Annotated in this window: 27 protein-coding genes and 1 pseudogene; 17 read left to right on the forward strand and 11 right to left on the reverse strand. The window is 62.9% G+C overall.

The genetic code is table 11. From position 1 onward, the window contains the following. Positions 1 to 69: 69 nt before the first annotated feature. Positions 70 to 633, forward strand: coding sequence for a TetR/AcrR family transcriptional regulator (locus V3C40_RS12965; protein WP_070306130.1), 564 nt, complete (start codon positions 70 to 72; stop codon positions 631 to 633). Between the two features lie 15 nt (positions 634 to 648). Here V3C40_RS12965 and V3C40_RS12970 read toward each other — a convergent pair whose 3' ends face one another. Continuing rightward, positions 649 to 1,065: a hypothetical protein gene (locus tag V3C40_RS12970; RefSeq protein WP_070306132.1), complete on the reverse strand. Its 417-nt coding sequence runs from the start codon at positions 1,063 to 1,065 to the stop codon at positions 649 to 651. 80 nt (positions 1,066 to 1,145) lie between these two features. Between V3C40_RS12970 and V3C40_RS12975 the strand changes: the two genes are divergently transcribed. Continuing rightward, the gene (locus V3C40_RS12975; RefSeq protein ID WP_070306134.1) at positions 1,146 to 1,775 is read left to right on the forward strand and encodes a TetR/AcrR family transcriptional regulator; all 630 of its coding nucleotides are present in this window, start codon (positions 1,146 to 1,148) and stop codon (positions 1,773 to 1,775) included. Here the strand turns inward: V3C40_RS12975 and V3C40_RS12980 are convergent. The 4 genes and pseudogenes from V3C40_RS12980 to V3C40_RS12995 form a co-directional block, all read right to left on the reverse strand. Beyond that, positions 1,772 to 2,473: a DsbA family oxidoreductase gene (locus tag V3C40_RS12980; protein WP_331777640.1), complete on the reverse strand. Its 702-nt coding sequence runs from the start codon at positions 2,471 to 2,473 to the stop codon at positions 1,772 to 1,774. The genes V3C40_RS12975 and V3C40_RS12980 overlap by 4 nt on opposite strands. 61 nt (positions 2,474 to 2,534) lie before the next feature. Further along, positions 2,535 to 2,867 (reverse strand): carboxymuconolactone decarboxylase family protein, encoded by a 333-nt coding sequence (locus tag V3C40_RS12985; protein WP_331777641.1) that lies wholly within the window; start codon positions 2,865 to 2,867, stop codon positions 2,535 to 2,537. Between the two features lie 63 nt (positions 2,868 to 2,930). Beyond that, positions 2,931 to 3,476, reverse strand: a complete 546-nt coding sequence (locus V3C40_RS12990) for an OsmC family protein (RefSeq protein WP_331777878.1) — start codon at positions 3,474 to 3,476, stop codon at positions 2,931 to 2,933. A gap of 21 nt (positions 3,477 to 3,497) precedes the next feature. After that, positions 3,498 to 4,592, reverse strand: a pseudogene (locus tag V3C40_RS12995) (alkene reductase); the annotation flags it as partial. Between the two features lie 165 nt (positions 4,593 to 4,757). Here V3C40_RS12995 and V3C40_RS13000 point away from each other — a divergent pair. Next, a complete protein-coding gene (locus tag V3C40_RS13000; protein ID WP_072454881.1) occupies positions 4,758 to 5,123 on the forward strand; it encodes a hypothetical protein in 366 nt (121 codons plus the stop codon). Here V3C40_RS13000 and V3C40_RS13005 read toward each other — a convergent pair. After that, on the reverse strand, positions 5,100 to 5,831 hold the full coding sequence (locus V3C40_RS13005) for an alpha/beta fold hydrolase (RefSeq protein WP_331777642.1): 732 nt from the start codon (positions 5,829 to 5,831) through the stop codon (positions 5,100 to 5,102). The genes V3C40_RS13000 and V3C40_RS13005 overlap by 24 nt on opposite strands. Positions 5,832 to 5,965: 134 nt before the next feature. On the opposite strand from V3C40_RS13005, the gene V3C40_RS13010 reads away from it, so the two are divergent. After that, positions 5,966 to 7,003, forward strand: a complete 1,038-nt coding sequence (locus tag V3C40_RS13010; protein WP_051991956.1) for a hypothetical protein — start codon at positions 5,966 to 5,968, stop codon at positions 7,001 to 7,003. A 1-nt stretch (position 7,004) separates the two neighbouring features. Here V3C40_RS13010 and V3C40_RS13015 read toward each other — a convergent pair whose 3' ends face one another. The 5 genes from V3C40_RS13015 to kynU all read right to left on the reverse strand — a co-directional run bounded on the left by V3C40_RS13015 (position 7,005) and on the right by kynU (position 12,905). Continuing rightward, on the reverse strand, positions 7,005 to 8,030 hold the full coding sequence (locus V3C40_RS13015; RefSeq protein ID WP_331777643.1) for a hypothetical protein: 1,026 nt from the start codon (positions 8,028 to 8,030) through the stop codon (positions 7,005 to 7,007). 2 nt (positions 8,031 to 8,032) lie between these two features. Continuing rightward, on the reverse strand, positions 8,033 to 10,087 hold the full coding sequence (locus tag V3C40_RS13020) for a toxin-antitoxin system YwqK family antitoxin (RefSeq protein WP_331777644.1): 2,055 nt from the start codon (positions 10,085 to 10,087) through the stop codon (positions 8,033 to 8,035). A 102-nt stretch (positions 10,088 to 10,189) separates the two neighbouring features. After that, the gene (locus tag V3C40_RS13025; RefSeq protein ID WP_331777645.1) at positions 10,190 to 10,735 is read right to left on the reverse strand and encodes an RBBP9/YdeN family alpha/beta hydrolase; all 546 of its coding nucleotides are present in this window, start codon (positions 10,733 to 10,735) and stop codon (positions 10,190 to 10,192) included. A gap of 23 nt (positions 10,736 to 10,758) precedes the next feature. Continuing rightward, entirely contained in the window at positions 10,759 to 11,646 is an 888-nt protein-coding gene (kynA, locus tag V3C40_RS13030) for a tryptophan 2,3-dioxygenase (protein WP_070306140.1), read from the reverse strand. A gap of 8 nt (positions 11,647 to 11,654) precedes the next feature. After that, complete coding sequence (gene kynU, locus V3C40_RS13035) at positions 11,655 to 12,905, reverse strand: kynureninase (protein ID WP_034758495.1); 1,251 nt, start codon at positions 12,903 to 12,905, stop codon at positions 11,655 to 11,657. Positions 12,906 to 13,511: 606 nt separating this feature from the next. Between kynU and flhD the strand changes: the two genes are divergently transcribed. From flhD to V3C40_RS13100, 13 genes are all read left to right on the forward strand, one after another. After that, positions 13,512 to 13,829, forward strand: a complete 318-nt coding sequence (gene flhD / locus V3C40_RS13040; RefSeq protein ID WP_034758381.1) for a flagellar transcriptional regulator FlhD — start codon at positions 13,512 to 13,514, stop codon at positions 13,827 to 13,829. A gap of 45 nt (positions 13,830 to 13,874) precedes the next feature. Beyond that, positions 13,875 to 14,438 carry a flagellar transcriptional regulator FlhC gene (gene flhC, locus V3C40_RS13045; protein ID WP_331777646.1) on the forward strand — a complete coding sequence of 188 codons (564 nt, stop codon included), beginning with the start codon at positions 13,875 to 13,877 and terminating at the stop codon, positions 14,436 to 14,438. A 77-nt stretch (positions 14,439 to 14,515) separates the two neighbouring features. Continuing rightward, positions 14,516 to 15,322, forward strand: coding sequence for a class I SAM-dependent methyltransferase (locus V3C40_RS13050; RefSeq protein ID WP_331777647.1), 807 nt, complete (start codon positions 14,516 to 14,518; stop codon positions 15,320 to 15,322). A 218-nt stretch (positions 15,323 to 15,540) separates the two neighbouring features. Then, positions 15,541 to 16,401: a flagellar motor stator protein MotA gene (gene motA, locus V3C40_RS13055; protein WP_034758373.1), complete on the forward strand. Its 861-nt coding sequence runs from the start codon at positions 15,541 to 15,543 to the stop codon at positions 16,399 to 16,401. Between the two features lie 58 nt (positions 16,402 to 16,459). Then, positions 16,460 to 17,434, forward strand: coding sequence for a flagellar motor protein MotB (gene motB / locus V3C40_RS13060; RefSeq protein WP_331777648.1), 975 nt, complete (start codon positions 16,460 to 16,462; stop codon positions 17,432 to 17,434). A gap of 46 nt (positions 17,435 to 17,480) precedes the next feature. Further along, positions 17,481 to 18,029 carry a hypothetical protein gene (locus V3C40_RS13065; RefSeq protein ID WP_034758366.1) on the forward strand — a complete coding sequence of 183 codons (549 nt, stop codon included), beginning with the start codon at positions 17,481 to 17,483 and terminating at the stop codon, positions 18,027 to 18,029. Positions 18,030 to 18,112: 83 nt separating this feature from the next. Then, complete coding sequence (locus V3C40_RS13070) at positions 18,113 to 18,478, forward strand: response regulator (RefSeq protein ID WP_034758362.1); 366 nt, start codon at positions 18,113 to 18,115, stop codon at positions 18,476 to 18,478. Positions 18,479 to 18,521: 43 nt separating this feature from the next. Beyond that, on the forward strand, positions 18,522 to 20,723 hold the full coding sequence (cheA, locus tag V3C40_RS13075) for a chemotaxis protein CheA (protein WP_331777649.1): 2,202 nt from the start codon (positions 18,522 to 18,524) through the stop codon (positions 20,721 to 20,723). Positions 20,724 to 20,753: 30 nt separating this feature from the next. Continuing rightward, positions 20,754 to 21,260 carry a chemotaxis protein CheW gene (locus tag V3C40_RS13080; protein ID WP_034758356.1) on the forward strand — a complete coding sequence of 169 codons (507 nt, stop codon included), beginning with the start codon at positions 20,754 to 20,756 and terminating at the stop codon, positions 21,258 to 21,260. Between the two features lie 195 nt (positions 21,261 to 21,455). Then, positions 21,456 to 23,180, forward strand: coding sequence for a methyl-accepting chemotaxis protein (locus V3C40_RS13085; protein ID WP_331777650.1), 1,725 nt, complete (start codon positions 21,456 to 21,458; stop codon positions 23,178 to 23,180). Between the two features lie 70 nt (positions 23,181 to 23,250). Continuing rightward, a complete protein-coding gene (locus V3C40_RS13090) occupies positions 23,251 to 24,123 on the forward strand; it encodes a CheR family methyltransferase (protein WP_319992604.1) in 873 nt (290 codons plus the stop codon). A gap of 9 nt (positions 24,124 to 24,132) precedes the next feature. Then, positions 24,133 to 24,741: a chemoreceptor glutamine deamidase CheD gene (cheD, locus tag V3C40_RS13095; protein ID WP_034758343.1), complete on the forward strand. Its 609-nt coding sequence runs from the start codon at positions 24,133 to 24,135 to the stop codon at positions 24,739 to 24,741. Positions 24,742 to 24,849: 108 nt separating this feature from the next. Continuing rightward, entirely contained in the window at positions 24,850 to 25,920 is a 1,071-nt protein-coding gene (locus V3C40_RS13100; RefSeq protein WP_035826603.1) for a protein-glutamate methylesterase/protein-glutamine glutaminase, read from the forward strand. Positions 25,921 to 25,950: the final 30 nt, after the last annotated feature.

Raw genomic sequence — 25,950 nt, forward strand, 5'->3', positions numbered from 1 at the left:
AGGCATAATTGCCCCTTGTTGAATTTAATCCGTCAATGGCCGGCATGGCCGTTGGTGCAGGAGCCTGTCATGTCAGTGAGTACCCGCGACGCCCTTTTGAAAAGCGCAGAGATCCACCTGCGTTCGAAAGGCTACGCCGCTTTCAGTTATGCCGATTTGTCGGAAGAAATCGGCATACGCAAGGCCAGTATCCACCACCATTTCCCCACCAAAGAAAACCTCGGCGTGGCCTTGATCACGCAATATATCGACGTGTTTACCGAAAAGCTGCAGGCGATCGATGCGGCGCATGCCGATCCGGTCGAACGCCTGCGCGAGTTCGGCGGGCTGTTCCTGGCCAGCGCCAACGACCATTTGCTGCCGCTGTGCGGCGCGCTCGCGGCCGAAATGGCGGCGCTGCCCGAATCGCTGCAGGCCCTGGGCCGGCAGCTGATGGCGCAGCAGCTGGACTGGATGGAAAACAATCTCGTGCAGGCGGCGCAGCTGCATGGCTGGACCTTGCGGAAAGCGCCGAAGGATTATGCCTTCATGCTGCTCAGCGCTCTGGAAGGCGCCAGCTTTATCGGCTGGGCCCTGGGGCCGTCGACTGATCCGCTGGCCGCTTTCCATTACATGCTCGACAATCTGGCGTAGCGCGGGCCAGCCCGCTCAGGCAAACAGGGCGGGCTTGGCGATCATGAGCGCGCAGATGATCAAAAAAACGGCCAGCTTGAGGCACAGCCAGGTTTTCAGCCTGGCGCCCGCCTGCGCGTATCCCTGTTCCACCTTCTCTTCCACCTTGTCCGCCCAAAAATGATCGATGGCTTGCGCGCCGATAAAAAGCGCGAGGGACAGCCGCATCCAGCCCATGTGCAGCCAGGCCCATTCTTGCTGGTACAGCAGGACCAGCCCGCCGGCAAGCAGTATCCAGCCTGCGACGGCGATCTGCTGATGGAGCTTATGCAAGGTGTCGCGGCCGGCAGGCTCGCGCATCAGGTTCAGCAGGCGCGGCGTCAGCATCATCGGGCCGATGAAGGCGATGGCGGCGACTACGTGCAGTATCAGCAGGAATGTATAAGTGTGCATGGCGTTCTCGTCTCGGCAAGGACAGTTGTTTGCGGAACGTTTAGAATAAGTTTTACTACCCACTTTCGCTACTCGCATTCATGGCAAAAACTGCAGCGCATGCGGAGCCCCGCAAGCGGCCGTCCCAGGCCAGATCGGCTGCCACCGTCGCGGCGATGGTGGAGGCGGCTGCTCGCATTATTGAGGTGCGGGGCTGGGCCGCGTTGACGACGAATCACGTTGCCGAGCTGTCCGGCGTCAGCATCGGCTCGCTGTACCAGTACTTCCCGTCGAAAGAGGCGCTGCTGGCCGAACTGGTACGCCGCGAACGCGCAGTGCTGCTGCACGACGTGGGGCTAGCCATGGCGCTGGAGGGTGAGCTGCCGCTCGCGATAGAACAGGGGGTGATGGCCGGCCTGGCGCACCAGTTCAGGCGGCCCGCGCTTGCCCTCGCGCTGGAATCGGCGCCGTCGTCGCCATCGTTGCAGCATGAGGACGACGCCTTGCGGCATGCGCTTGCGGGCCAGCTCGCGGGGCTGCTGGCGCGTCATGGCGTCGCCGATCCTGATATGGCCGCCGCCGACGTGATTGCGCTATGCCGCGGCATCATCGACGCCGCGGCGCTGCGGGGAGAAACGGATATGGCGTCGCTTGCGCGGCGCCTGGGGCGCGCGGTCCATGGCTACCTGGACACGGCGGGACCTGCCACGGAAGCTGCCGCCAGCGCTTAAGGGAGGATGCAGCTGTCCAGGCCACACATTTCCCCGGCCGATGCGGCCAGATCCTCCTGGGACCTGGCATGCATTTTTTCCAGTGCCTGCAGGAATACCTCTTGCGGCTGCGCGCCGGAAATGTGCGTCCCATTGCCAAAGACAAACAGCGGCACGCCGGAAGCGATGCGCGAGGCGCTGCGTTCATCGTCCTGCACCTGCTGGCGCAATTGCGGTGTCGACCACGCGCGCTGCACCGCCTCGGCAGGCACGCCCGCCTGCGCCGCGAGCAGGGCGAGGGAATCGCGGTCGAACAGCGACTTGCCGTGCGAAATACTCTGCGCATACAGCACTTCGACCAGGCGCTGTTGCAAAGCCTCGTCGTTGACGGCCTTGACGAGCATGTGCGCGTCCATGGTGTCGCCAAACAGCATGGTGTCGAAGCGGTAGTCCAGGCCTTCGGCCGTTCCATGCGACTGCACCGAATACAGCATGCCCTCGGCGGCCATCGGATCGCGAAATTTTTTCAGCAAGGCTGCCTTGATCGGTTCGGCCCGATGGTTCGGTGCGATGCGGTAAGCGCGCAGCCTGACCTGCACGGCGTCCCTGTGTTCGAAAGCGGCAAGGGCCTTCTCGAAGCGGCGCTTGGCGATCCAGCACCAGGGGCAGACGAAATCGGACCAGATGTCGACGACCAGCGCTTGTGTGTTGTTTTTCATGGTTGCTCCTTGAGTGGCCGGCCCGGCGTGCACGCAAGCCAGGCCGGCTGACGCGGCGGTATCAAGCCTTGTCGAACGCGTCCAGCACGTGGGTGCTGTACACAACGGCGGCGCCCGCATTGAGGTTGATCGCCACGCCGAGCGCCTCGCCAATTTCTTCCACGGTCACGCCCAGCTTCTTGGCGGCGGCAGCGTGGAAGGCGATGCAGCCGTCGCAGCGCGTGGTGACGGCCACTGCCAGCGAGATCAGTTCCCGCGTTTTCGCATCGAGATGGTTGGTCTTGTCGCCAGCGCCGCCCAGTGCGGCGATGCCTTTCATGGTGTCGGGCGTCAATGCGTTCAGTTGCATCGCACGTGTGTTGATGTCTTGCCGAGCTTGTTTCCAGTCTTCCATGATTTCCTCATTATGTATGCGCTTGCGCGCGGGTTGGTGGTTCGATGATTCCCGGGATGGGTATCAGGCCTCGATTATTTCCAGGGTGGGCAGCATGCGGATGGCCTTCGAGAAATTGGCCAGGTTGACCGACGTTTTGGTGACGGCCTGGTGCAGCGCCTCGACGCGCTCGCGCGAGGCATCCGTGCGCAGCCGCACCACGTAACTGACTTCGTCGTAGCCGGGATTGACGTTCTCGTCCAGGCCGAGGAAGCCGCGCAGGTCCAGCTTGCCGTCCGTTTCGATTTCCAGGCTGTGCACGGTGATGCCCATGGCCGCCGCATTGGCCGCGTAACCGACCGACAGGCAGGCGTTGAGGGCGGCCATCAGCAGTTCTTGCGGATTGGGCGCCGTGTTTTGGCCCAGCAATTCATGCGGTTCGTCCGAGGCGATCTCGAAATGGCGCGCATGTTTTTCGCCGCCCAGCACATAGTGGCTGACGGTGGCCACGCTGCGCGTCTGGTGCTGCCAGCGGGTCTTGACATTGAAACGCGCCTCGCCCTTGTCGGGATGCCCTGCCACGCCCTGGGCGAATTGCTGCAATGCTGCCACGTTGATGCCATTGAGCATATTGCTGGCAGGCGCCGCGCCATACGCGGGATAGTCGGTATAACCGTGGGACGGGGCGCCGCTGGCGCCGTAATAGGTCGAGCGGTCGCTGTCGGCCAGCGGCCAGTTGTTTTGCATGCGCTCCACCAGATCCGGGTTGGAGATGAATGGCATGCCGAAGGCGATCAGGTCGAGGTCGCCTTTTTCCAGCTCGCTGCGCGCCAGTTCCTGCGTGAAGCCGCCCGCGCCGATCAGGGTGCCGTGATAGTCCTGGCGGAATTGCGCGCCAAAGCCGGCTGGCACTTGCGCCGCCGTGATGGTCGGCTGGTAGTTCAGGTGCACATAGGCCAGCTGCCTCGTATCGAGTGCCTGCGCCACGCTGCTCCACACCTGCGCTTCATCGGCATAGGCGCGCATATCGTACAGGCGGCCGAATGGCGAGACGCGCACGCCGACCTTGCCGCTGCCGATGGCGGCCGACAGCGCGTCTATGGTCTCGAGCAAAAAGCGCTGGCGGTTGGCGATGCTGCCGCCGTACTGGTCGGTGCGCGTATTGACGGCGCTGCTGAGGAACTGGTCGAACAGGAAGCCGTTGGCCGCCATGATCTCGACCCCGTCAAAGCCAGCGTCGATAGCGACTTTTGCCGCATGCACGAAGTCGGCGGTGACGCGGGCGATCTCGTCGACGCTCAGCGCGCGCGGCACGCTGGGCAGTACCGGTCCCGCCTTGCCTGGCTCGATCCAGGCGTAGACGGTGGTGTTTTCCGCCGCCACGTCGCTGGGGCCGACGGGCGCCGCGTTGCCCGGCTGGATAGACACGTGCGACATGCGGCCCACGTGCCACAGCTGGGCGAAGATCTTGCCGCCCTTGGCATGCACGGCATCGGTGACCTGGCGCCAGCCCTGGCCCTGTATGTCGCTATGGATGCCCGGCGTGTACAGATAGCCGCGGCCTTCATCGGAGACGGGCAAGCCCTCGGTGACGATCAGGCCGGCCGAGGCGCGCTGGGCGTAATACAGCGCGGTGAGCGCATCGGGATTGTTTTCGAGCGTGCGCGTGCGCGTCATCGGCGCCATGACAACGCGGTTGGCCAGAGAAATGCCGGACAGGTCATAGGGGGTGAACAGTTGATGCATGTAATGCCTCGCAAAGGTCGAATGCGCCGTGGCGCGAAAAGATTGCCGGGTGAAATACCGGGTTCGAAATAAGTCTACCATCTAGTAGGTAGACAAGTCAACCGGTCGCATTGTCGGCAAAATCGCTATGATGCGGCTTTGCACGGGACGATATGGATGATGGCAATGAAGAAGCGCCTGATGGCGGGCCTGGGCGCGCATGCGCTGGGCTGCCTGTTGTTTATTGTGTTGAGCTGGCTGGGATTTTTCCTGTACACGCAGCTGTTCGGCAGCCTCGGCTCGCGCGGCGTGGCGGGCGGCCTGGCCTTGCTGCTGGTGTTCTACGTGTATGCGGGCACGAATCTGCTGCTGGCGCTGCTGCCGCCCGGCTGGTGGAAGCCTGCGCTGTGCGGCTTGCTGGGTGCGGCCGTGCTGGCGTATCTGTTGCCCCAGCATCCGCTGCGGGCGATCTACTTCAGCGTGCTGGCGGGCGGCTTGAGCTGGCTGGCCGTGCTGGCCAGCGCGCGTTTAAGCCGATATCTGCGGGGCTGACAGGCTGTCGATGAAAGCGGCGACGGCGCCGGCCGCCGCTTCCGGCGCGGCCTGCAGCAGCATGTGCGGCGCGGCGATGTCGACCAGTTGCGCGCCCGCTGCCTGCCGCAGTATCTGCACGGCGTTTGCGGGCGGCACCAGGCGGTCGTGGCGGGCGCGCAGATACAGCACGGGCAGGCTGCCGCGCGCGAAGCTGCGCGAGGCGTCCGTTTCCAGTACGGCGCGCAGGCGCTGGCGCAGCGTTGCCGGTGGCACTTGCGCCAGCGCCGTTGCCAGTTCCGCCTGCAGTTGCGGCGTGGAGTAGGGCGCCAGCAGCGCCTGGCGCAGGGCGAAGCCGGGCATGGCGCCAAAGGGCACGAGGCCGAGCAGGTGGCGCAGCGGCGCCAGCACCGGGCGCGGATTGCGCACAAACGAACAGCACAGGACCAGGGCGCGCATGTCAGGCGGCGGATCGGCGCGCAAAGCCGCCCCCAGCGGTCCCGAAAACGATTCGGCCAGCACGACGAAAGGGCGGTCCCGCGGCAAGCGTTCGCGCACGAATGCTTCCAGCGCCGCATAGTCGAGTGGCGCGGCCGGGTAGGCGATGGCCAAGGTATCGATGGCGCTGTGCGCGCGCAAGGCGGCGTCGAAATGGTGGAACAGGCTGGCCGTGCCATCCATGCCGGGCAGGAGGACGAGCAGTGTCGAAGCGGGAGGAGAGATCGTCATTGCAGCCATCATAACAGCCGCGCCGGCGCACGCGCCGTCCGCCAGCCGCACGGCATGGGGGCTGGCGCCATGCTAGAATCGCCGGCGCGCCATGCGTGGCCGCAAGAGCGGCCAAATCCCCGACAGACAGAATCATGCATATCATTTTTTCGAATTACCGCACCCTGGGCGGCGCCTTGCTGGCAGCGGCCTGCATCCTTTCCCAGCCCGCCCGCGCCACGGCGGCGCCCTCGGCGCCGGCCGGGAAAAGCCTGTCGTCCTTGCTGGCCGGCGGTCCCTTGCCGCGCCTGAGCGAAGACCCGCAAGTGCGCGCGGCCCTGTTCGATTTCTTCGGTTACGCGCGCGGCAGTTACACGGAGGACGATGAACTGCTGCTGGCGCAGGCGCTCGAAGCGATCAGCGAAAAGCGCGACGCCACGCGCACCGTGCTGGCCGACGGCCGCCAGTTGCTGGCGTCGATGAATGACCGCAAGCAGGGCCGCGAACGCGGTGCCATGCTGCTCGACAAGCGCGGCGCCATCATCGCCTTTGGCCTCGTCAACGGGCATTGCCGCCTGGAGGGCCAGCCGCTGGCGAAGGTCTGCAATCCCGATCCGAACGCGGTACTGACCGTGTTCCACCGCAAGGGCATGCTGGTTGGCGATGCGGCGCCCTTGCTGGCCTGGGCCCGGCAATTGCCGCCCATGCTGGCGCTGATCGCGGGCGACAAGGAAGCGGGCGCCGACGGGCAAAAGATCGCCACCGTCGAATATGTGCTGGCGCAGCCGGCCCTGCCGGGCTGGAACCGTGCCCAGCTGCCGCCCGCGTATCCGCCGGCGCTGCTGCCGCTGCTGCTCGATAAATCCACGGTGCTGACGTCGGCCGGCGCGGGCGTGTTTGCCTATCCGCTCACCTTGAAGGGCAAGAAACAGAATAATGTGCTCGACCATGCGGAAGGCCGCCCGCCGCGCGACCTGGAAGTGGCGCTGCGCAGCTATGCCAGTTTCGACACGGTGGTCGAGCGCTATCGCCAGCTGGCCAAGGGCGCCCGGCTGCAGCGCAATGAGCGCACGGCCTACCTCGATGGCAACATGGGGCAGGGCAGCTACCGCGTCTATATCCGCAACACGGGCGCCGATGGCGTGATGATCGACGTGGCTTTGTGGCAGCGCAAGCTGGCCGCCAGCCGCTGATCTAGCAGGGACCTGGCTGCTCGTAGCCTAGTTGCGCCAGCTGCGCGGCGATGGCGTCGTCGCGGGTTTTTTTGCCCGTTCGCAGGCGCGCATGCGTGAGGGACGCGGGCAAGCCATGCGCCAGCAGGGCGTCGATGTCGAGCATGGTTTCCGATGCCGACAGCTGGCGCAGGGCGGGCAGGGCGGCGAGGCCGGGCAGGCTCTCGAGCGTCTTGCAGGTGTGCAGATGCAGGCGCTCAAGCACGGGATTGGGCCCCAGCGCGATTTGCCGCAGCTTGATCTGGTCTTCCACCCATAGCGCCTGCAGCAGCGGGAAGCGGCCGATGTCGCCCAGGGTTTCCAGGCCGCGCACGCGTATCACTTCCAGTTTCCGCAGCAGGGGCGCCTCGATGTGCGCGAGCGATTCGCGCCCGCCCAGTTGCAACAGCAGCCGGTCCAGGCGGGCCATCTCCGAGATGAAATCCAATGGCACCTTGTTCTTGATGCGGTACAGCGACAGCTCGTGCAGCGCCGGCAGGCCGGCCACAGTGTCGATATGCTGGTCGTGGCCCTCGATGACCAGGCTGGCCAGCTGCGTGTAGTGGCGCAGCGGCGCCAGGTCGATATTGTTTTTGGCCGACTCGCCCAGGTTCAGGTATTCGAGGCCGCGCAAATTATCGAGCTGCAGGATGTCGGCCTGCGCCAGCTTGTACACGCCCAGGCTCAGGCGCTTCAGGTGGCGCAGCTCGCCCAGGGTTTCCAGATGGATGGCTTGCCAGTGGCAGTCGATGGACAGGCTGGCCACATGCGGCAGCGCGCGCAGGATGCGGGCGTCGAACACCCTCGGGTCGTAACCGTAGATGCGGATGGTCAGCGCCGTGCCGCAGGTGGCGGCCAGGGCGTCGAGGTCGGCCAGCAGCGGCTCCGGCTCGCCCAGGGTATCGAACTGCACCAGTACCTGCTGGCCGCCCGCGATGGCGGCGCGGATCGCCCTGGCGTCGATGCGTTCGGGATTTTGGATGCGTAGCGGCTGTGTTGCTTGCGTCATGGTCATAGTCCTATCGGGTAGTCCACTTTCCTGGGAGGAGGGCAGCCTTCCGGCCCCGGAAACGTTTGCTTGCCCGTGTCGTCGTAGCGCTTGCCGCACTCCACGAGCACGCGCTTGCGGAAGGTGTAGATGCTGGCCACCTTGCCATTCGGGTGGTAGCAGATATTGTCGCCGTCGCGGTCGGACGAAGCATAGCTGATCATGGTCTCGCCGTTGACCGTGCGCGTGCTGTGGCCGCTGCGCGGCTCCGTGCATTTGAGCTGGCCGCTTTCGTAATAGACGTTCAAGACCGAGGTGTCGGCGGCGCGGTCGACCAGCAGTTCATCCTTGCGCTTGCCGTTCGGGTAGTTCGAATAGCCTTCCTGGCGCTGGCCGTACTGGAAGGCGTAGTAATACTGCGGCTTGCCGTCCGGGTAGTACATATGGTGGTACTCGCACACGTCGTCGCGCGTGCTGCCGTATTCCTTGAAGGTGCAGCGGTGGATGTCGTTGAGCAGCTGGCCGTCTTCATAGTATTCGCGCAGGTGCGTGAGCAGGCGGCCCTGGTCGATGACGGCCAGGCGCTCCGGCTTGCCGTTCGGGTAGTAGCGCGCGTCCAGGCCCTGCTTCTTGCCCATCTCCCACAAGGTATCGAGGCGCAGGATCTTGCCGCTGTCGTCGAATGCCTGTTCACGCCCATCGAGCTGGCCGTTGCGGTAGGTGGCCGTGTAGACCATGTATTCCTTGCCGGCCGGGCCCAGATAGCGCGTGTGGCTGCCTTCGAGCACGCCGGCCTGGTAATGGTCGCGCAGGCGCAGCGCGCCTTGGGCATCCGTGTCGATCGCTTCGCCCTGTTTTTTGCCTTGCACGAAAGTGACGCTTTGCGTGGCCTTGTCCTTGAGCTTGAGTTTCCACGGACCGTCGCGCAAGTCTTCGATGAAGCTGCCGTCGCCGTCTTCCGTGATCCATGCGCCATGGCGCGAGCCGTTCACGTAGTTGCCGCGCGTTTGCAGCTTGCCGCCCATGCTGCGTTCGTGCGGGCCGTTCAGCTGGCCGCCCGCGTAGGTGTCGAAGCCCGTCACTTCCTCCGCATCGGCATAGTTGACGACCGTCCAGCGGCCTTCGCGCTTGCCGGCCCGGTACATGCCGCTCTCGCTCTGTTTTGGGTAATTGAAGTACCACATGCCTTCCTGCAGGCCATCGACGAAATGGCCTTTTTCGCTGCCTTCATGCATGCCTTCGCGCACCCACAGGCCCTGGCGCTTGCCTTTCGCGTACTGGCCCCGCTCGACCACCGAGCCGTCGTCCCAGGCCAGGCTGTAGATGACGGAAGGGCCTTCCTGGCTGCCCGTGAACTGCTTCGGCGCCGTTTCCCACGCCACTTGCCACAGGCGGTAATTGCGCAGGATGCCGGCGCCCGCATCGCTGTACAGGGTGTAGCTGGCGGTGAGAAAACGGTCGCCTTTCTTCTCGAAGGTTTTCTTGTAGATGATGGCGTCCTGGCTGCCAGCCTCCACGGGCTTGCCCTCGTCGCTGTAGTAGCCGACGACGGTGCCCTGCGTATGGTCGATGGCGTCGAAGTCCGCATTGCCGCTCTTGCCGCGCGCGACGCTGTAGTCCATCGGCGCCAGCTTGGCCAGCGCCGCCTTGACCTGGCCCGCGTTGGGCGCGGCGCTTTGCGACACGATGCGGTTCAGGGCCGGCTGCAAGCCGTCGAGGCGCCGGTATTTGCCGGAGCTGCGGTGGTAGCGGTAGGCGCGCAAGCCGTTCTTGCCGTCCTGCCGGAACAGCACCAGCATGGTTTGCACGCTGTCGTCAGATTCCTTGTCCAGCGAGGCGTAGAAGACGGAACGGATGACGGCGTTGCCGAACTGGTCGAGCAAAATGGGTTTCGATGTGTCGCTCTTGCATTCGCAGTAATAGCCGTTGACGCCCTCTTTTTCCTTGAGAAACGCGATGTCGAAGCCGCTGTCCTGCGACGCGGTGATGGCGGGATGGGCGAGGGTCTTGCCTTCGTAGAAGGGCGCGCCGTGGGCGAAGGCGGAGCAGAGCAGCAAGGGCAGAAGCAGACGTTTCATCGTGAGGCTGGCGCCGGGGCGCCGCAATGGAAAGGCCACGATTCTGCCTGCGTTCTTACTTGTGGGCAAATGGGCGCGCGTCTATCGTGTGCGCGCCCTTGTTCAGGGCTGGTGCGCGGCGCAGAAGTCCAGCAGCAGCTGTTCGCCGTCCGGCCACGGGCCGTAGCCGGCGTCGCCGTTGATATGGCCGGCGTCGCCGATCATGGTGAAATCGCTGCCCCAGGCGGCGGCAAACGCGCGTGCCCGCGCGAAGCTGACGTAGGGATCATCGCCGCTGGCGACCACCAGGCTGGGAAACGGCAAGGCTTGCAGCGGCATCGGCGCAAAGCCCGTCGTGCCGGTGGGGTAGGAGGGCGCTTCCACATCGCTGGGGGCGACGAGGAAGGCGCCGGCGATCTTGTGCGGCGAGCCGCTGGCAGCCCAATGGGCCACCAGCGTGCAGGCCAGGCTGTGCGCCGCCAGCACGGGCGGGCGCTCGCAGGCGGCGATGGCGCGGTCGAGCTCCGCCACCCATTCGTCCTTGTCCGGCGTCTGCCATTCCCCGTGCGGCACGCGCGACCATTGCGGGTGGCGCGCTTCCCAATGGGTTTGCCAGTGCTGCGGCCCGGAATTCCACAGGCCGGCCAGGGTCAGGACCAGAGGCGACATCATTTCTCCTTTTGAAATTGAAATCAGAGCTCCGTGCGTAAGGCGAAGAGCTCGGGGAACAATACCACGTCGAGCATCTTGCGCAAATAGCTGACGCCCGCCGTGCCGCCCGTGCCCGTCTTGAAGCCGATGATGCGCTCGACCGTCGTCACATGGCGGAAGCGCCAGAAGCGGAAGGCCGTTTCCAGGTCGACCAGCTTTTCGGCCAGCTCGTACAGGGCCCAGTGTTTCGACGGGTCGCGGTAGACTTCCAGCCACGCCGCCTTGACGGAAGCGTCGGTGCTGGTCGGCAAGGTCCAGTCGGCATCCAGGCGCTCGGGGGCGATATACAGGCCGCTGCGCGCCAGCAGCTTGATCGACTCGTCGTAGACGGAGGGCGTGCGCAGGGCGGCGTCGAGCACCTTGTAGGTGTCCGGCGCCGTCGTGTGCACGTTGAGCAGGGCGGCGTTCTTGTTCCCCAGGATGAATTCGATCTCGCGGTACTGGAAGGACTGGAAGCCGGACGAGGCACCCAGGTAGGGGCGGATGGCCGTGTATTCGGGCGGCGTCATGGTGGCCAGCACGTCCCAGGCGTGCACCAGCTGGTCCATGATGCGCGCCACGCGGGCCAGCATTTTAAAGGCGGGCGCCAGGTCGCCGCTTTGCAGGTTGGCGCGCACGGCGTGCATTTCGTGCAGCATCAGCTTCATCCACAATTCGCTCGTCTGGTGCTGCACGATGAACAGCATTTCGTTGTGGTTCGGTGACAGCGGATGCTGGGCCGTGAGGATGCGGTCCAGCGCCAGGTAGTTGCCGTAGCTCATCGATTCGCTGAAATCCATCTGTGCGCCATGCCACTGCGCATCCTGGCCGCCCGCATGCATGGGGCAGCCGCTGGTGTTTTCCTTGTTCATATTCTTGTCGTCGCTCATGGGGGGATTCAGGTGACGGCATCGCGCTTGGCGGCGATGTCGTAGGCTAGTGTGTCGAGGATGTCGCGCAGGATTTCCACGGCATCCCACACGTCGGCAAAGCTCGTGTACAGGGGCGTGAAGCCGAAGCGCATGATGGCCGGTTCGCGGTAGTCGCCGATCACGCCGCGCGCGATCAGCGCCTGCATCACGGCATAGCCATGCGGGTGCGTGAAGCTGACCTGGCTGCCGCGGCGCGCATGCTCGCGCGGCGTGACGAGACCCAGCGGATGGCTGGCGCAGCGCTGCTCCACCAGCGCGATGAACAGGTCTGTCAGGGCCAGCGACTTGCGCCGGATGGCTTCCATGCTCGTTTGCGCAAAGATATCGAGGCCGCATTCGACGAGGGCCAGCGAGAGTATCGGCTGCGTGCCGCACAGGGCGCGGGCGATGCCGTCGGCGGGCGCGAAGCCCGGGTCCATGGCGAACGGCGTGGCGTGGCCCCACCAGCCGGACAAAGGCTGGCGGAAGCGCGCCTGGTGTTTTTGCGGCACCCAGATGAAGGCGGGCGAGCCGGGGCCGCCATTCAGGTATTTGTAGGTGCAGCCGACGGCCAGGTCGGCGCCGGCGCCGTTCAGGTCCAGCGGCACGGCGCCGGCCGAATGGGCCAGGTCCCACAGCGCCAGCGTGCCCTGCGCGTGGCAATGGCTGCTGATGGCGGCCATGTCGTGCTGGTAGCCGGTGCGGTAGTTGACGTGCGTGAGCATGGCGACGGCGCAATCGGTATCGATCGCTTGCGCCAGTTCCTCGGGACTGTCGACCAGGCGCAGCTGGTAACCGCGATCGAGCCAGGCGGCCAGGCCTTGCGCCATGTACAGGTCGGTGGGGAAGTTGCTGCGTTCGCTGACGATGATGCGCCGCGCGGCATGCGCGGGATCGCTGGCCTGCATCTGCAGGGCGGCGGCCAGGGCCTTGAACAGGTTGACGGAAGTGGTGTCGGTGATCACCACTTCGCCCGTGCCGGCGCCCAGTAGCGGGGCCAGGCGGTCGCCCAGGCGCTTGGGCAGGTCGAACCAGCCGGCCGTATTCCAGCTGCGGATCAGGTCCGTGCCCCATTCTGCCGTGATGACGTGCTGGGCGCGGGCCAGGGCCGCTTTCGGCCGCGCGCCCAGGGAGTTGCCGTCGAGGTAAATCACGCCTTGCGGCAAGTCGAATTGCTGGCGCAAGGGCGCCAGGGGATCGTCGAGGTCGCGTGCGCTGCAGTCATGTCGAGAAATCATGGTGGCTTTCATATTGATACTTGTCTCAGTGGCACGATATTGCTTGAAGCTTAAAGTATTGTGCGGAAGCAGGCAGTGTAGCAAATCCACGCCGGAAAGCGGCATTTCCGCGTTCGAGGAGGCGCGCGAAGTGCCAGCCTGCGGGGCGTCAACGAAAAAAATCACGATTTTTAAAAATATTTTCAAATAACCCTAAAGTTTCGCCAGGCGCCGCCGTCAACGATTACATGAACGGTGTCAAACCGGCCAAAAAAGAATGCAGGTTTTTGAAATATTTTTCAAAAAAGCCCTAAAGTTCCTGCCAAGGCAGCCGTTATCTAAGTAGACAGGCTTGATTCCGATCAAGTTGTTGTAAAAAAGTGATATTTTTTACAGGCCAAAAATTGGCTAAATCCGGCATGCAGCCAACCACCGACATCCGCGCCGTTACTGGCGTGCGACCATGATCGAGCAGTGTTTGTCAGACAAACACCTACGATCCCATCCGCTATTCCCCGACCAAAAATACAGCGCTGCGCCTCTGTTGCGTTTAATGTTGCTCCTGCAGAATGTATCTCACTGGCAACAAACAATGCCAGCTGAATTCAACGGATTGAGGAGATGGAAATGACTGCTAACGACATGATGGCTGAGATTCGCGACGCTAACCTGAGCTACCTGATGCTGGCCCAGCAAATGATTCGTGCGGACAAGGTAACGGCCATCTTCCGTTTGGGCATCGCCGCCGAAATCGCCGAACTGATCGAAGGCATGAGCAATGCGCAGATCCTCAAGCTTGCTGGCGGCAACATGATGCTGGCCCGCTTCCGCTTCGACGACAGCGCCATCCTGGGCATGTTGACGAACTACAATAAAGACCGTTCGCTGGCCCAGTCGCATGCAGCCATCTTGATGGCCGGTCAGGGCGTCGAAGAAATCGCTTGATGCAACAACCTTCAGTCAGTATCAGTCAGTAGCGGAGTACACAGCATGGCCAAGAAAAGTGTCGTATCGGAAGCGCAGGAAATCCAGCTGGCCATCGAATTGATACAGCTGGGCGCCCGTTTGCAACTGCTGGAGACGGAAGTCTCGCTGTCGCGCGAACGCCTGCTGAATCTGTACAAGGAATTGAAGGGCGTCTCGCCGCCCAAGGGCATGCTGCCGTTTTCCACCGACTGGTTCATCACCTGGCAACCGAATATCCATTCCTCGCTGTTCATCAATATCCACAAATTCCTCGTCGACCACGCCGGCGCCACGGGCATCGAAGCCGTGATGAAGGCGTATAAACTGTATCTGGAACAGATGCCGCCCGAAGCGGGCGAAGAGCCGCTGCTGTCGCTGACCCGGGCCTGGACCCTGGTGCGCTTTTTCAGCAGCAAGATGCTGGACATGGCGCCCTGCGGCAAGTGCGGCGGCAAGTTCGTCGTCAACTGCCTCGACCTGAACGCCGATTATGTGTGCGGCCTGTGCCACATGCCTTCGCGTGCCGGCAAGACCAAGAAAGCGCGCGATGAAGCGGCCGCTGGTGCATCGCCGGGTGTGGTTGTCTGAGCCATACATATATAAGACAGAGATACAAGACAAAGAGTTAGCCGGAGCCGGTCGCCTGACCGCACTCCGGCTTTTTCATGCCGGCATCGCTTACACTGGCGTTTTCCTCTTTCGACTACCCCATGCTGCAACAAATCCTGCGCGCGCCCGCGCTCAAGGCCATCCTGATCCAGGTGCTGGCCTTTCCCTTGATGTTGCTATTGGTATATGGCCTGGCGCGCGTCGGCGTCGCTATGTCGCTGCCGGTCGTGGCGCTGGTGCAGGGCGTGCTGGCGGCGCTCATCACGTGGCGCGCGGGACTGGCGCGCTGGTGGTGCGCCATCGGCCTGCTGTTTGCGCCCGCCTTGCTGGCCGCCAGCCTGCTCGATTTGCCCCCGGCCGTGTTCTTGGCGGCCTTTGTTTTCCTGCTGAGCCTGTATTGGTCCACATTTCGCACGCAAGTGCCGTTTTATCCGTCGGGGCCGAAGGTGTGGCAGGCCGTGGCCGGGCTGATCGCGGACCGTCCCGGCGTGCGCCTGATCGATATCGGCAGCGGCCTGGGCGGCCTGGTGCTGGACCTGGCGCGGCGCCGGTCCGACGGGCAGTTTTCCGGCATCGAACTGGCGCCGCTGCCGTGGCTGGCAAGCCGCTTGCGCGCGAAGCTGGCGGGCAGCCGCGCGCGCTTCCTGCGCGGCGACTACGAAGCGCTCGATTTCGGCCGCTACGACGTGGTGTTTGCCTACCTGTCGCCGGCGGCGATGGCAGCCCTGTGGAGCAAGGCGGAAAGGGAAATGTTGCCCGGCAGCATGCTTCTTAGTTACGAATTCCAGATTGCGGCACGCAAGCCCGATAAGACCATCGCCGCCACAGAGGGTGGTCCTTTGCTTTACATATGGTGCTTTTAAGCAATTGTCTGCGTTATTTGCTTGCCCGTGGGGCAATCTCACGTTATTGTAGTTCCACACGGCATTTTCTCGGAATTGCGTTGAAAAGCGGGGCATTTCAATTAACTTTCGGTTACTTTTTTGCCACTGTCCTTGCCGGCGGCGCAGCCGCCAGAAGACAGGAACAGGTTTGAACATGCCGGGCACACAGCCCCGGCCATTATTGGGAGTCAGGGCACTTGTTAGTCATAATCGGATACATCATCGTTTGCGCCTCGGTCTTTGGCGGCTTCGCAATGGCCGGCGGCCATCTGGCGGCGCTGTTCCAGCCGCTGGAGTTGCTGATGATCGGCGGCGCCGCCCTGGGCGCCTTCCTTGTTGGTAACAATAACAAGGCCATCAAGGCAACAATCGCCGCCTTGCCGAGCCTGTTCAAGGGCTCGCGCTATACCAAAGAGCTGTACATGGAACTGATGTCCTTGCTGTTCGAAGTGCTCAGCAAGGTGCGCAAGGAAGGCTTGATGTCGATCGAAGGCGATATCGACAAGCCCGAAGAAAGCCCGCTGTTTTCCAAGTACCCGGCCGTGCTGGCCGATCACCACATCGTCGAATTCATGACCGATTACCTGCGCCTGATGGTGTCGGGCAATATGGACGCGTTCCAGATCGAAAACCTGATGGACAACGAAATCGAGACGCACCATCACGAAGGCGCCGTGCCGGCCCACGTGATCGCCAAGGTGGGCGATGGCTTGCCCGCGTTCGGTATCGTCGCCGCCGTGATGGGCGTGGTGCACACGATGGAGTCGGTGGGCATCCCGCCGGCCGAGCTGGGCATGCTGATCGCGCACGCGCTGGTCGGCACCTTCCTCGGCATCTTGCTGGCGTATGGTTTCGTCGGTCCTCTGGCCAGCCTGCTCGAGCAGAAGCTGGAAGAGTCGAGCAAGATGTTCCAGTGCGTGAAAGTGACCCTGCTGGCCAGCCTGAACGGCTATGCGCCGGCGCTGGCCGTGGAGTTCGGCCGCAAGGTGCTGTTCTCGACCGAGCGCCCGACGTTCAACGAGCTCGAAGACCATATCAAGAAATCGAAAACGAAGTAAGCAGTGAATATACGCCTGGATACCATGAGTCATTTGCAGCACACGGAAGGGGGACGCCATGGCCGATGAAGGCATGCGCCCGATTATCGTCAAGCGTATCAAGAAGACGGCTGGCGGGCACCATGGCGGGGCGTGGAAAATCGCTTACGCCGACTTTGTCACGGCCATGATGGCCTTTTTCCTGCTGATGTGGCTGCTGGGCTCCACCTCGAAGGGCGACTTGAACGGCATTTCCGAATTCTTCAAGACGCCCTTGAAAGTGGCGATGGCGGGCGGCTCAGGCAGCGGCGAGAGCAATTCCGTGATCCAGGGCGGCGGCCAGGACTTGTCGCGCCAGGATGGGCAGGTGCGCAAGGCGCAGGAAGAGCAGCAGCGCAAATCGTTCGACCTCAATTCCGCCAAGGCCGCGCTCGAGCGCGAAGAGGGCAAGCGCCTGCAGGCGCTCAAGGCGCGCATCGAAGCGACCATCGACGCCAATCCCCTGCTGAAAAAATACAAGAACCAGTTGCTGCTCGATATCACCAGCGAAGGCTTGCGCATCCAGATCGTCGACGAGCAGAACCGTCCGATGTTTGCGCTCGCCAATGCGAATCTGCAACCGTACACCAAGGAAATCCTGCACGCGATCGGCTTCGTGCTCAATGAAGTGCCAAACCGCATCGGCCTGTCCGGCCATACGGATTCGACGCCCTACATGAGCGATGCCGGCTACAGCAACTGGGAATTGTCGGCTGACCGCGCGAATGCATCGCGGCGCGAACTGGTGATCGGCGGCATGAAGGAAGAAAAAGTCTTGCGCGTGGTGGGCCTCGGTTCGGCCGCCCACCTGGACAAGCTCGATCCCTTCAATCCGATCAACCGGCGCATCAGCATCATCGTCATGAACAAACGCACGGAAGAAAATGTCCTGCGCGATGGTTCGGCGATCGAGCTGCCGGTGACCGATGCCGCTTCCGCCGCTGTCGCGTCAGGGCTGGCGGCCGGTGCGCCGCCCGCGGCGACAGTCCCCGCCCCGGCAGCGGCGAAAAAATAACACGCAAGGCTGTCGACGCGTGGTGTATTGAAACAATGAGACCTTTATGACAAGAAAGAAAATACTTGGCTCGCATGTAAAGCGCCTGCTGTCTGGCGTGTCGGACCATGGCCGCAAGCACTTGACGGAGGTGGAAACCGACCTGGTGCAGACCGGCATCTTGCTGGAAGAGGCGATCGAGAAGCTGTCCTTCAATTTCATGGCGATACACGCAGCCGTCGCTGCGCAGCAAGACACCATCGCCTTGCTGCTCGACGGCGGTATTCCGGCCGAGCAGCAGCGCGAAAAACTGCTGGCGTTGCAGGATGAGGTGGGGGGCTATGTGAATGCGGCCATCACCAGCTTGCAATTCCAGGACATGACCAGCCAGCTGATCGAGCGCACCTTGAAGCGCGTGACGGGCTTGCGCGAGTTCCTCGGGACCCTGGGCGAGCATGGCGCTGAGATGTTGCCGGAGAGCGACAATGAAGAAATTGTCGCCTTGCTGGGGCGGGTCAGCATGGCGCTGGCGATTCAAAGCTTGGAGTTGCGCAGCGTGCTGCGCAAGGCTGTCAGTCAACAGCATTTGGAAAGTGGCGACATCGAGCTGTTCTAGCATGCCAGTGCGGAGCGCTTGTGGTTGCATGGATTGATTAATCAAATACTCGGGCAGGATGCCCGGAATAAGTGGGAGCAAAGATGGCCAAAACGATACTTGCAGTGGACGATTCCAGCTCATTGCGCCAGATGGTGGCGTTCAGCCTGAAAGCCGCCGGTTACCAGGTGGTGGAGGCCGTCGACGGCCAGGACGGACTGGAAAAAGCCAAGCTGCAAACCGTGGACCTGGTATTGACGGACCAGAACATGCCGCGCATGGATGGCCTGGAACTGATCAAGCTGTTGCGCGAACTGCCGACCTACCAGAAGGTACCCATCCTGATGCTGACGACGGAGTCGTCGGACGAGATGAAATCGAAAGGACGTGCCGCCGGCGCCAATGGCTGGCTGGTCAAGCCGTTCGATCCGCAACGCCTGATCGAAGTGGTCAAGAAGGTGATCGGCTGATGCCAGCCGCGCAGTGCAACGATGCAATTGACGGAGTCACCCTATGACCATCGATATTAGCCAGTTTTTTCAGGTCTTTTTCGATGAGGCCGAAGAACTGCTGGCTGAAAAAGAACGGCTGCTGCTGGCCGTTGATATTGCGGCGCCCGACGCCGAAGACCTGAATGCCATTTTCCGTACCGCCCATTCGATCAAGGGCGGCGCATCGACGTTCGGCCTCTCCGACATGAGCGAGGTGACGCACATCCTCGAGTCGCTGCTCGACCGTATCCGTCAGGGCCAGATGGCCCTGACGGCGGAACACGTCGATGCCTTCCTGGCGGCCAAGGATATCCTCAAGATGCAGCTCGACGGCCACCGTCTGGGCAGTGCCGTCGACCAGGATGCCGTGGCCAATGTGCGCATGATGCTGCAGTCGTTTTCGCAGGACGTGCCCGTGGCTGCGCTTACGCCCGTCGCACCGGCCTTCCATACGGCGGAAAAAGCCGCCGTCAGCCATGCCGGCGGCCATCGCATCCGCCTGGAACTGCCGGCCATGGAGTCGCGCGAAGTCGATGCGCTGGCGGCCGAACTGGGTTTGCTGGGCGATGTCGCCGTGTCCGCCTTGCCCGACGCGCGCAAGGTGCTGGAAGTGACGACGCATGAAAGCCTCGATGACATCCTGGCCATCTGCTCGTTCGTGCTCAATCCCGACGACATGGTGATCACGCAGGCGCCGCCACTGGCGCCAGGCGAAGCCGAAGCGGCCCGCGCGGCGCAGGAAAAAGCCCAGGGCTACGGTTTCTTCGACCCGCTGCCAGGCACGCCTGGCGCGCAGGGCGCGACGGACCCCGGTTATGGCTTCTTCCAGCCGCTCGAGGATATCCGCGCCGCCGCCGGCGTGCAGAGCGACGCCGAACAGGGCTACGGTTTCTTCCAGCCCCTCGAACAGATACGCGCCGACGCGGCCAAGGCGGGCAACGCCAGCGCGGCCGCCGCGCCAGCCGTGGCCAGCGCCGTGGCCGAAGCGGAGCAGGAAAAGAAACCGGCCAAGAAAGAAGGCGACAAGGCCGGCGCCGAATCGTCGTCGATCCGCGTCTCGATCGAGAAAGTCGACCAGCTGATCAACCTGGTGGGCGAACTGGTGATCACGCAGGCGATGATCGAACAGCGCGCCAGTGCGCTCGATCCGATGCTGCATGAAAAACTGCTCGACAGCGTCAGCCACCTGACGCGCAACACGCGCGACTTGCAGGAAGCGGTGATGTCGATCCGCATGATGCCGATGGATTTCGTCTTTTCGCGCTTCCCGCGCATGGTGCGCGATCTGGCGACGAAACTGGGCAAGAAGGTCGACTTCATCACGAATGGCGCCGCCACGGAACTGGACAAGGGCCTCATCGAGCGCATCGTCGATCCGCTCACGCACCTGGTGCGCAACAGTATCGACCACGGCGTGGAAATGCCGGCCGCCCGCGTGGCCGCCGGCAAGACCGAGGCCGGCCGGCTGTTCCTCTCGGCCAGCCATCAGGGCGGCAACATCATCATCGAGGTATCCGATGACGGCGCGGGACTGAACCGCGAACGCATCCTGGCCAAGGCCGCGCAGCAGGGACTGGACGTGTCCGAGACGATGAGCGACGCCGACGTGTGGCAGCTGATTTTCGCGCCCGGCTTTTCCACCGCCGAAGCCGTCACCGACGTGTCGGGCCGCGGCGTGGGCATGGATGTCGTCAAGCGCAATATCAGCGCCATGGGCGGCGTCGTCGACATCCGTTCCGCGAAAGGCTTCGGCACGACGATTTCCATCTCGCTGCCGCTGACCCTGGCCATCCTCGACGGCATGTCGATCAGAGTCGGCGACGAAGTGTATATTTTACCGCTGGGCTTTGTCATCGAATCGCTGCAGCCAGCCGTTGAAGACATTAAGGACATCAGCGGCAAGGGGCAGGTGGTGAAAGTGCGCGGCGAATACCTGCCATTGATCCCGCTGTACCAGATGTTCGACATCGCGCCGCGCTTTACCAGCCCTTCGGAAGGCATCTGCGTGATCCTCGAGACGGAAGGGCGCAAGGCGGCCCTGTTTGTCGACGACCTGGTGGGACAGCAGCAAGTCGTGGTGAAAAACCTCGAATCGAATTACCGCAAGGTGGTGGGCATTTCCGGCGCCACCATCCTGGGCGATGGCGGCGTGTCGCTGATTCTCGATGTCGCCGCCCTGATCCGTTCCTCGCGCCAGCTGGCTGACGAGTCCATTTTTTCGTAATACCGATAGATAAAGATAGGAAAACGCACCATGTCAGATACTCAACAAACATCCGGAAGCAATGCGGGCGACGGCAAGGACATCGCCGGCCGTGAATTCCTGGCCTTCACCCTGGGCTCCGAAGAGTACGGCATCGATATCCTGAAGGTCCAGGAAATCCGCGGTTACGAAGCGGTCACCCGCATCGCCAACGCGCCTGAATTCATCAAGGGCGTGATCAACCTGCGCGGCATCATCATCCCCGTGGTCGACATGCGCATCAAGTTCAACCTGGGTACGCCTGTGTACGACCAGTTCACGGTGGTGATCATCCTGAACATCGGCGGCCGTATCGTCGGCATGGTGGTCGACAGCGTTTCCGACGTCACCACCCTGACGCCGGAGCAGGTGAAACCGGCGCCGGAAATGGGCACCGCCTTCTCGACCGACTACATGATCGGCCTGGGCACCATCGACGAGCGCATGCTGATCCTGGTCGACATCGACAAGCTGATGTCGAGCAGCGAGATGGGCCTGATCGACAAGCTGGCGGCGTAAGCCACCGCATGGCAGCAAGGCGGCGCCCGGTGCGCCGCCGTTTTACCACGCAAAGAATCACTACAGATATGCATGTACCGGCGCGAATAGTATTTAGAGGCGCGCCGGCAGGCTGCAAGGTCCGACAGAGACCAGGCCACAACACGGCGCCGTCCGGTTGAACGGGCGCCGTTCACATAAATATTGGAGACTGTAATGAGTTTGCGCGATTTCAAGATAGGCACCCGGCTGGGGATAGGTTTTGGCAGCATCCTCGCCATCCTGGTGGTGGTGATCGTTTCGGCGAATGCACTGAATTACCGTAACAAGGCCCAGCTGCTCACGGGCCTGGAGCTGGCAAGCGAAAAGAATACGCAGGCGTCGCTGATGAAAAGCGCGATGCTGGAAACCGGTATCGCCATGCGCAATATCGGCTTGCAGGGCGATGTGGCCCTGATGCAGGCGGAAGAGGGCAAGGTGCGCGCGCAGCGCAAGCTGTACGACGGCGCGCGCGGCAAGCTGGCCACCCTGGGCCTGTCCGATGGCGAAAAGGCGCTGCTGGCCAATATCGCCAAGGTCGACGGCGAAGTCGATGCCGCCTTCAAGGAAGCGATGGGGCAGGTGCTGGCGTTTAACAGCGAGGGCGCGGCGAAGGTGATCGCCACCCGCATCGATCCCTTGAACAAGACGACCCTGGCCGATATCAACAAGCTGCTCGACTTGCAGCACGTGGCGCAGCAAAGCTTCATGGACGACTCGCTGGCGGCCGATGCGCGCCTGATGACGGTACTGTTCATCCTGGGCGGCGCGGCGGTGGCGATCGGCGCCTGGTGCGCCATCTTCATCACGCGCTCGATCACGGTGCCGCTGTCCGGCGCAGTGGCCGTGGCGCAGAAGGTGGCGGCCGGCGAACTGACGTCGCGCGTGGTGGTCGAAGGCAAGGATGAAACGAGCGCGCTGCAGCAGGCATTGAAGGACATGAACGAGAGCCTGGTGCAGACCGTCAGCGACGTACGCAAGGGAACGGAAACCATCACCGTAGCCTCGCGCGAGATCGCCAGCGGCAATGCGGACCTGTCGGCGCGCACGGAAACGCAGGCCAGTTCGCTCGAAGAGACGGCGTCGTCGATGGAAGAGCTGACGTCGACCGTGAAGCAGAACGCGGACAACGCGCGCCAGGCCAACCAGCTGGCCGTGTCGGCATCGTCGGTGGCGGAGCAGGGCGGCAAGGTGGTGGCGCAAGTGGTCGATACCATGGGTTCCATCAAGGACAGCTCGCGCAAGATCGTCGACATCATCGGCGTCATCGACGGCATTGCGTTCCAGACGAATATCCTGGCGTTGAATGCGGCCGTCGAAGCGGCGCGCGCAGGCGAGCAGGGACGCGGTTTTGCGGTGGTGGCGTCGGAAGTGCGCAATCTGGCGCAACGATCGGCCGGCGCAGCCAAGGAAATCAAGGGCCTGATCGGCGACTCGGTCGACAAGGTCGATGCCGGCAGCCGCCTGGTGGACGAGGCGGGGCAGACCATGGGCCTGATCGTCACGTCGATCCGGCAGGTGGCCGATATCATGGGCGAGATCACGGCGGCGACGCAGGAACAGAGCCACGGTATCGAAGAGGTCAACCAGGCCATCGCGCAGATGGACCAGATGACGCAGCAAAATGCGGCGCTGGTCGAGGAAGCGGCGGCGGCCGCCGAAAGCATGCAGGAGCAGGCGCAGAATCTGGGCGACGCCGTCAGCATCTTCAAGCTCGATGGCGAGAGCGCGGCGCAGGCGGCCATGCCCGCACCCGCGCTGGTGCCTGTGCATGTGGCGGCACGGCCGGCACCGAGTGTGGCGGCAAATACACGGCGGTTGGCAAAGTCGGCGCAAGCCGGCTCGCCACCGCCCGCGAAAAAGCTGGCGGCGGCCGGCGGCGACGATTGGGAAGAGTTCTAACGCCAACCCGGTCCCGCTAGTTATACTTGCAAAGGCATTGGTCAGAGTAGTCATAGAGAGGTAAAAACAAATGCCGCAAACTAAAACGGATTCGGTCAAGGAATTTGATTTCACTGGCAAGGACTTTGAACGGGTCCGCGCCATGATTTACAAGCGGGCCGGCATCGCGCTGGCCGACAGCAAGCAGGAAATGGTCTACAGCCGCCTGGCCAGGCGATTGCGCGCGACCGGCATCTCCTCGTTCGTCCGCTACCTGGATGACCTGGAAGCGGGCCGCATGGGCGACGAGTGGGAAGCGTTCACGAATGCGCTGACGACCAACCTGACGTCGTTCTTCCGCGAGGCGCATCACTTCCCGCTGCTGGCCGAGCATGTGAAAAAATTGAGCGGGCCGATCACCATCTGGTGTTCGGCCAGTTCCACTGGCGAGGAGCCGTATTCGATCGCCATGACGGTATGCGAGGCGTTCAATACGCTCACGCCGCCCGTCACCATCATCGCCACGGACATCGACACGAACGTGCTGGCCACGGCCGCCAATGGCGTCTACAACCTGGACCGCCTCGACAAGATGCCGGCCGACCGTGCGCGGCGCTTTTTCTTGCGCGGCAAGGGCGACCGCGAAGGACAGGTGCGGGTGCGTCCGGAACTGCGCCAGATGATCACCTTCAAGCCGCTCAATCTGCTGGCCGACGGCTGGCCATTGACGGGGCAGTTCGACGTCATCTTTTGCCGCAACGTGATGATTTATTTTGACAAGGCGACGCAGCGCAAGATCCTGTCGCGCTTTGTGCCACTGATGAAGCCTGATGCCCTGCTGTTTGCGGGCCATTCGGAGAATTTTCTGTACGTGTCGGATTCATTGAAGCTGCGCGGTAAAACAGTCTATGAGCTCGACCAGCCCCGGGGCGCCGCGCCCAAGGCAACGTCGCATCGTACATGAGAGTGAAATATGAGCCTGGAATCCAAAGAGCAATTCGCCACTAACGTCTATTACGACAGGACGTTCAACTGTGACGCCGCTAAGATCTTGCCTGGTGAGTACTACTTTACCAACAAGGACATGCTGATCGTCACCGTGCTCGGCTCCTGCGTCTCGGCCTGCATCCGCGACCGCGTCACGGGCCTGGGCGGCATGAACCATTTCATGCTGCCCGATGGCGGCAGCGACCCGAACAGCCCGATTTCCGCGTCGATGCGCTATGGCACCTACGCCATGGAAATCCTGATCAACGATTTGCTGAAGGCGGGCGCGCGGCGCGAGAACATGGAAGCGAAAGTGTTCGGCGGCGGCGCCGTGCTGCGCGGCTTCACGGCGATCAACGTCGGCGAACGCAATGCGGCCTTCGTCATCAACTACCTGAAAGCGGAAAAGATGCGCGTGGTGGCCGAAGACCTCAACGACATCCACCCGCGCAAGGTCTACTTCTTCCCCCGCAGCGGCAAGGTGCTGGTGAAAAAGCTGATGCAGACGCATAACGATACGCTGGTGCGCCGCGAACTCGATTACGCCAGCCGCCTCAAGGTCGCGCCGGTGGGCGGCGAAGTCGAACTGTTCTGACAAACACCCGACCAAACCTGCTGCGCGTCGCGCTGTGCGGCTTGCGGCGGTTTGTCCGGTGTACTAATTTAATAAAGAATACGGGCCGCAAGGCCTGGAAGGATAACTATGAAGATCAAGGTATTGATCGTGGATGACTCGGCGCTGATCCGCAGCGTCATGACGGAAATCGTAAACAGCCAGCCCGACATGGAAGTGGTGGGCGCGGCGCCCGATCCGCTGGTGGCGCGCGAGATGATCAAGCAGACCAATCCCGACGTGCTGACCCTCGACGTCGAGATGCCGAAGATGGATGGCCTGGACTTCCTGGAAAAACTGATGCGCTTGCGCCCGATGCCGGTACTGATGGTGTCGTCCTTGACCGAGCGCGGCTCGGAAATCACCATGCGCGCGCTGGAACTGGGCGCCGTCGATTTCGTCACCAAGCCGAAGATTTCGATCCAGAGTGGCATGCGCGAGTACACGGACATGATCGCCGACAAGATCCGCGCCGCCTCGAAGGCGCGCATCCGCGCGCGCACCCTGCCGTCGGCCGGCGACAAGGTGGCCGCGCCGCTGCCTGCCCTGCGCAGTCCATTGACGTCGAGCGAAAAGCTGATCATCGTGGGCGCCTCGACGGGCGGCACGGAAGCGATCCGCGAATTCCTCATGCAGATGCCGTCCGATTGCCCCGGCATCCTGATCACGCAGCACATGCCGGAAGGCTTTACGCGCTCGTTCGCGCGCCGCCTCGATTCGCTGTGCAAGATTTCGGTGCAGGAAGCGGCAGGCGGCGAACGCGTGCTGCCCGGCCACGCCTACATCGCGCCCGGCCATTCGCACCTGACCCTGACGCGCAGCGGCGCCAACTACATGACCAAGATCGACCAGGGCGAACCGGTGAACCGCCACCGCCCGTCCGTCGATGTGCTGTTCCGTTCGGCCGCGCAATCGGCCGGTAAAAATGCCGTCGGCGTGATCCTCACCGGCATGGGCAAGGATGGCGCACAAGGCATGTTGGAGATGAAGGCCGCAGGAGCGTATAATTTTGCGCAGGATGAAGCCAGTTGCGTGGTGTTCGGCATGCCGCGCGAGGCGATCGCTGTCGGTGCTACGCATGAGGTCGGCGCTTTGACGGCGCTGCCTGGCATGGTGCTGGGACACCTGGCGGCGCATGGTATGCGTGCTTTGCGCGTGTAAGCCACGTTTTATATGATCTGAGGCAAGTTT

The sequence above is a fragment of the Janthinobacterium sp. LS2A genome (genome assembly GCF_036543145.1).
Lineage (GTDB): Bacteria > Pseudomonadota > Gammaproteobacteria > Burkholderiales > Burkholderiaceae_D > Janthinobacterium > Janthinobacterium aestuarii.

Coding starts and splice junctions, on each gene's coding strand:
- V3C40_RS13000 (WP_072454881.1), top strand. CDS start 4,758: ATGAAGAAGCGCCTGATGGCGGGCCTGGGCGCGCATGCGCTGGGCTGC.
- V3C40_RS13020 (WP_331777644.1), bottom strand. CDS start 10,087: ATGAAACGTCTGCTTCTGCCCTTGCTGCTCTGCTCCGCCTTCGCCCAC.
- kynA (WP_070306140.1), bottom strand. CDS start 11,646: ATGAGCGACGACAAGAATATGAACAAGGAAAACACCAGCGGCTGCCCC.
- V3C40_RS12990 (WP_331777878.1), bottom strand. CDS start 3,476: ATGCTCAATGGCATCAACGTGGCAGCATTGCAGCAATTCGCCCAGGGC.
- V3C40_RS13090 (WP_319992604.1), top strand. CDS start 23,251: ATGCCGCAAACTAAAACGGATTCGGTCAAGGAATTTGATTTCACTGGC.
- V3C40_RS13065 (WP_034758366.1), top strand. CDS start 17,481: ATGACAAGAAAGAAAATACTTGGCTCGCATGTAAAGCGCCTGCTGTCT.
- V3C40_RS13005 (WP_331777642.1), bottom strand. CDS start 5,831: ATGACGATCTCTCCTCCCGCTTCGACACTGCTCGTCCTCCTGCCCGGC.
- V3C40_RS13080 (WP_034758356.1), top strand. CDS start 20,754: ATGTCAGATACTCAACAAACATCCGGAAGCAATGCGGGCGACGGCAAG.
- V3C40_RS13015 (WP_331777643.1), bottom strand. CDS start 8,030: ATGACGCAAGCAACACAGCCGCTACGCATCCAAAATCCCGAACGCATC.
- flhD (WP_034758381.1), top strand. CDS start 13,512: ATGACTGCTAACGACATGATGGCTGAGATTCGCGACGCTAACCTGAGC.
- V3C40_RS13100 (WP_035826603.1), top strand. CDS start 24,850: ATGAAGATCAAGGTATTGATCGTGGATGACTCGGCGCTGATCCGCAGC.
- V3C40_RS13070 (WP_034758362.1), top strand. CDS start 18,113: ATGGCCAAAACGATACTTGCAGTGGACGATTCCAGCTCATTGCGCCAG.
- V3C40_RS12980 (WP_331777640.1), bottom strand. CDS start 2,473: ATGAAAAACAACACACAAGCGCTGGTCGTCGACATCTGGTCCGATTTC.
- V3C40_RS12965 (WP_070306130.1), top strand. CDS start 70: ATGTCAGTGAGTACCCGCGACGCCCTTTTGAAAAGCGCAGAGATCCAC.
- V3C40_RS13050 (WP_331777647.1), top strand. CDS start 14,516: ATGCCGGCATCGCTTACACTGGCGTTTTCCTCTTTCGACTACCCCATG.
- V3C40_RS12970 (WP_070306132.1), bottom strand. CDS start 1,065: ATGCACACTTATACATTCCTGCTGATACTGCACGTAGTCGCCGCCATC.
- motB (WP_331777648.1), top strand. CDS start 16,460: ATGGCCGATGAAGGCATGCGCCCGATTATCGTCAAGCGTATCAAGAAG.
- V3C40_RS13010 (WP_051991956.1), top strand. CDS start 5,966: ATGCATATCATTTTTTCGAATTACCGCACCCTGGGCGGCGCCTTGCTG.
- V3C40_RS13025 (WP_331777645.1), bottom strand. CDS start 10,735: ATGTCGCCTCTGGTCCTGACCCTGGCCGGCCTGTGGAATTCCGGGCCG.
- cheA (WP_331777649.1), top strand. CDS start 18,522: ATGACCATCGATATTAGCCAGTTTTTTCAGGTCTTTTTCGATGAGGCC.
- cheD (WP_034758343.1), top strand. CDS start 24,133: ATGAGCCTGGAATCCAAAGAGCAATTCGCCACTAACGTCTATTACGAC.
- flhC (WP_331777646.1), top strand. CDS start 13,875: ATGGCCAAGAAAAGTGTCGTATCGGAAGCGCAGGAAATCCAGCTGGCC.
- kynU (WP_034758495.1), bottom strand. CDS start 12,905: ATGATTTCTCGACATGACTGCAGCGCACGCGACCTCGACGATCCCCTG.
- V3C40_RS12975 (WP_070306134.1), top strand. CDS start 1,146: ATGGCAAAAACTGCAGCGCATGCGGAGCCCCGCAAGCGGCCGTCCCAG.
- V3C40_RS12985 (WP_331777641.1), bottom strand. CDS start 2,867: ATGGAAGACTGGAAACAAGCTCGGCAAGACATCAACACACGTGCGATG.
- V3C40_RS13085 (WP_331777650.1), top strand. CDS start 21,456: ATGAGTTTGCGCGATTTCAAGATAGGCACCCGGCTGGGGATAGGTTTT.